Source organism: Pseudomonas sp. 65/3-MNA-CIBAN-0223, assembly GCF_040310425.1.
Lineage (GTDB): Bacteria > Pseudomonadota > Gammaproteobacteria > Pseudomonadales > Pseudomonadaceae > Aquipseudomonas > Aquipseudomonas gregormendelii.
The window spans coordinates 1-258 of record NZ_JBEOPV010000224.1; the positions used below are offsets into that span (position 1 = coordinate 1).

The 258-nt window shown below is 70.5% G+C and carries 1 protein-coding gene; it reads right to left on the minus strand.

Annotated elements, in window-relative coordinates:
- A partial coding sequence (locus AAEZ09_RS28660) for a thiolase family protein (protein ID WP_502947616.1) occupies positions 1-235 on the minus strand: 235 nt, incomplete at its 3' end.
- Positions 236-258: the final 23 nt, after the last annotated feature.

A 258-nucleotide genomic window follows, 5' to 3' on the forward strand; every position in this document is an offset into this window, starting at 1 on the left:
CCGGCAAGCCGGCGCGCAACGCGATCTGCCGCGCGATGTTCGCGCCCGTCGCGCCTTCGGGGTTCGCGCAGCCCATGATCACGTCCTCGACGCGGGCGGGGTCGAGCTTCGCGCGCTCGAGCGCGGCCGCGACCACGTGGCCGCCGAGCGTCGCGCCGTGCGTCATGTTGAATGCACCGCGCCAGGATTTCGCCAGCGGCGTGCGTGCGGTCGATACGATTACGGCTTCGGTCATGCGAGTCTCCTTCGGTCCTGCTT